The 3852-nt window shown below is 66.6% G+C and carries 2 protein-coding genes; both read left to right on the top strand.

Annotated elements, in window-relative coordinates; genetic code table 11:
* Positions 1-836 (top strand): acyl carrier protein (locus tag ASC60_RS38355; RefSeq protein ID WP_234357340.1); only part of this gene is annotated, 836 nt, incomplete at its 5' end.
* Positions 837-882: 46 nt separating this feature from the next.
* The coding region (locus tag ASC60_RS38350; RefSeq protein WP_370593028.1) for an acyltransferase domain-containing protein at positions 883-3852 on the top strand (2970 nt) is incomplete at its 3' end.

The raw sequence follows: 3852 nt of genomic DNA, 5'->3' as shown, positions 1-3852 counted from the left end.
GGTGTCGGAGTGCCGGCTTGCCGGCGACGAGTGTGGCGTGGGGGATGTGGGCCGGTCAGGGTATGGCGTCGGTGGAAGGTGTGGGGCAGGAGTTGTCCCGTCGGGGGGTGCGGGCGATGGATCCCGAACGTGCTGTCGCCGCGATGGCCGACGCGGTTGGTCGTGGTGAAACGTTCGTCGCGATCGCCGCCGTGGACTGGGAACGCTTTGTGACCGGCTTTGCCTCCGCTCGTCCCCGCCCTTTGATCAGCGACCTGCCGGAAGTCCGTACCGCCCTGCAGAACCAGGAGCAGGACTTGGTTGACGAGGATGAGTCGTCAGGGTTGTTGAAGCGGTTGTCGGGGTTGTCTCGCGTGCGGCAGGAGGAGGAGTTGGTGGAGTTGGTCCGTGCTCAGGCCGCCGCTGTTCTCGGGCACGGCTCCGCGCAGGACGTCCCGGCCGAGCGGGCGTTCAAGGAGCTGGGCTTCGACTCACTCACCGCCGTCGAGCTACGCAACGGGCTGGCTGCGGCCACGGGTGTCCGGCTGCCGGCCACCATGGCATTCGATCACCCCACCGCCACCGCCATCGCACGCTTCCTGCAGTCTCAGCTCCTTCCTGACGCCGAGAGCGAGTCGGCCGTGCTGTCTTCACTGGAAGACGAGGTCCGCCAGGCATTGGCGTCCCTTTCCCTGGACCAGCTGAAAGGCGCTGGGCTTCTTGACCCACTGCTCGCTCTGACACGCCTCCGGGAGATCAACAGCACGGTGCAGAACCCTGAGCCGACCACCGAATCGATCGACGCGATGGATGGCGAGAGCCTGCTGCGCCTGGCGCTCGGCAAAATCGACGGCTGAGCCACTGACCACTGGAGCTGACATGCCTGACCCCACCGCCAAATATGTGGAAGCGCTCCGTGCGTCGCTCAAGGAGAACGAACGCCTGCGCCAACAGAATCACTCGCTTCTCGCCGCCTCCCGTGAAGCGATCGCCATCACGGCGATGAGCTGCCGTTTCGGCGGGGACATCGACTCGCCCGAAGATCTCTGGCGCTTCCTGGCCGAAGGCCGCGACGCGGTGGCGGGGCTTCCCGAGGACCGCGGGTGGGATCGCGAGGCCTTGTACCACCCGGACCCGGAGAACCCCGGCACCACGTACGTCCGGGAAGGCGCGTTCCGGTATGACGCAGCACAGTTCGATGCGGGGTTCTTCGGAATTTCGCCACGTGAGGCGTTGGCGATGGACCCGCAGCAGCGGCTGCTGCTGGAGACGTCCTGGGAGCTTTTCGAGCGTGCCGGTGTCGATCCGTACACAGTCAAGGGAACGGCGACGGGGATATTCATCGGTGCCGGATATCAGGGCTATGGTCCCGATCCCAAGAGGGCTCCGGAGAGCGTGGCGGGTTACCTGCTGACGGGAACAGCATTGGCTGTGCTGTCCGGGCGTATTTCCTACACGTTCGGTCTTGAGGGGCCTGCGGTGACCGTGGATACGGCGTGTTCGTCATCGCTGGTGGCCCTGCACCTGGCGGTGCAGGCGTTGCGCCGTGGCGAGTGCTCGCTCGCCATAGCCGGCGGTGTGGCCGTCATGTCGACACCGGATGCCTTCGTGGAGTTCAGCCGCCAACAGGGCATGGCAAGAGACGGCCGGTGTAAGGCATTCGCCGCGGCAGCGGACGGTATGGGATGGGGCGAGGGAGTTTCGCTGCTCTTGCTGGAGCGGTTGTCGGAGGCGCGGCGGTTGGGTCATCGGGTGTTGGCGGTGGTGCGGGGGAGTGCGGTCAATCAGGATGGTGCGTCCAATGGTCTGGCGGCTCCGAATGGTCCGTCGCAGCAGCGGGTGATCCGTGCGGCGTTGGCTGACGCGGGTCTCGACCCTGCCGATGTCGATGTGGTCGAAGCACACGGTACGGGGACGCGGTTGGGTGATCCGATCGAGGCTCAGGCGTTGCTGGCGACGTATGGGCAGGGACGTACCAGTGGGCGTCCGGTGCTGTTGGGGTCGGTGAAGTCGAACATCGGTCATACGCAGGCTGCGGCCGGTGTGGCGGGTGTGATCAAGATGGTGCTGGCACTGGAGCGGGGTGTGGTGCCGCGGACGCTGCATGTGGATGAGCCGTCACCGCATGTGGACTGGTCGGCCGGTGACTTGGAACTGCTGACTGAAGAGCGACTGTGGGAGCCGGAGGCTGAGCGTCTTCGCCGGGCAGGCATTTCCGCCTTCGGTGTCAGTGGCACGAATGCGCACGTGATCGTGGAGGAGGCGCCTGCGGAGCCGGAACCGGATGTGGTCGCCGCTGGCAATCTGCCGGTGCCGTGGGTGATGTCCGGTCGGGATCCGGGGGCGTTGCGTGAGCAGGCCGCCCGACTGGCTGCGCATGTGTCGGGTGCAAGTGTGGGCGATGTGGGGTGGTCGTTGGCGACCACCAGGTCGGTGTTCGAGCACCGGGCGGTGATGGTCGGCAGCGAACTCACATCCCTGACGGAGTCGTTGGCCGGTTTTGCCGTGGGTCGGGTTGTGCCGGGTGTGGTGTCGGGTGTGGCTCCTGCTGAGGGTCGTCGTGCGGTGTTCGTCTTCCCTGGTCAGGGATCGCAGTGGGTGGGGATGGCGGCTGGGCTGCTGGATGCCTGCCCGGTGTTTGCGGAGGCGGTGGCGGAGTGCGCTGCGGTGCTGGATCCGTTGACCGGCTGGTCACTGGTCGAGGTGCTGCAAGGCGGCGACGCGACCGCTCTTGAACGTGTTGATGTGGTGCAGCCGGCGTTGTGGGCGGTGATGGTGTCACTCGCTCGGACGTGGCGGCATTACGGTGTGGAGCCCGCCGCGGTCGTGGGGCATTCGCAGGGGGAGATCGCTGCGGCCTGTGTGGCTGGGGGCTTGAGTCTGGCCGATGGTGCGCGGGTGGTGGCACTGCGGAGCCGGGCGATCGCCCGGATCGCTGGTGGGGGCGGCATGGTCTCCATCAGCCTCCCGGCCGACCGCGTCCGCACGCTGCTCGACATCTACGGCGGCCGAATATCCGTGGCTGCGGTCAACGGCCCGTCCTCGACCGTCGTCTCCGGCGACGCACAGGCCCTGGACGAGCTGCTGGCCGGCTGCGAGCGGGAGGACGTCCGGGCTCGTCGTGTCCCGGTCGACTACGCTTCCCACTCCGCGCAGATGGACCAGTTACGTAGTGAACTACTGGGGGCGCTGGCGACGATCGTCCCGACATCGGCAAGCGTGCCGTTCTTCTCCACGGTGACGGCCGACTGGCTGGACACCGCGACCTTGGACGCGGAGTACTGGTTCACCAATCTGCGGGAGACCGTCCGGTTCCAAGAAGCCGTCGAAGGCCTTGTCGCACAGGGGATGGGCGCGTTCATCGAGTGCAGCCCGCACCCCGTCCTAAGCCCCGGAATCGAGCAGACCCTCGACGCCCTCGACCAGGATGCCGTCGTACTCGGCTCGCTACGGCGTGACGAAAGCACCCTGGGCCGGTTCCTCACATCCCTCGCGGAAGCCTTCGTCCAGGGTGCCTCCGTTGACTGGCCCCGCGCTTTCGAAGGCGTGACCCCTCGTACCGTTGACCTGCCCACCTACCCCTTCCAACGGCGGCGTTTCTGGTTGGACGGTTCGTCGGCATCGTCTTCGAACGGCGTTGACGGTGAGGCAGACGCCATGTTCTGGGATGCGGTCGAGCGCGAAGACTCGGTCGCTGTAGCCGAGGAGTTGGGGCTCGACGCCGAGGCTTTGCGCACGGCGTTGCCGGCCTTGTCGTCGTGGCGGCGGCGTCGGGTGGAGCATAAACGGTTTCAGGACTGGCGTTACCGGGTGGAGTGGAAGCCTTGTCCGGCCGCGCTTGATGAGGTGATCGGTGGTGGTTGGTTGTTCGTC

Origin of the sequence: Streptomyces sp. NBRC 110028 (genome assembly GCF_001417735.1) — a bacterium.
Classification (GTDB): Bacteria; Actinomycetota; Actinomycetes; order Streptomycetales; family Streptomycetaceae; genus Streptomyces.
This window is presented reverse-complemented; position numbering and strand designations above follow the sequence as displayed.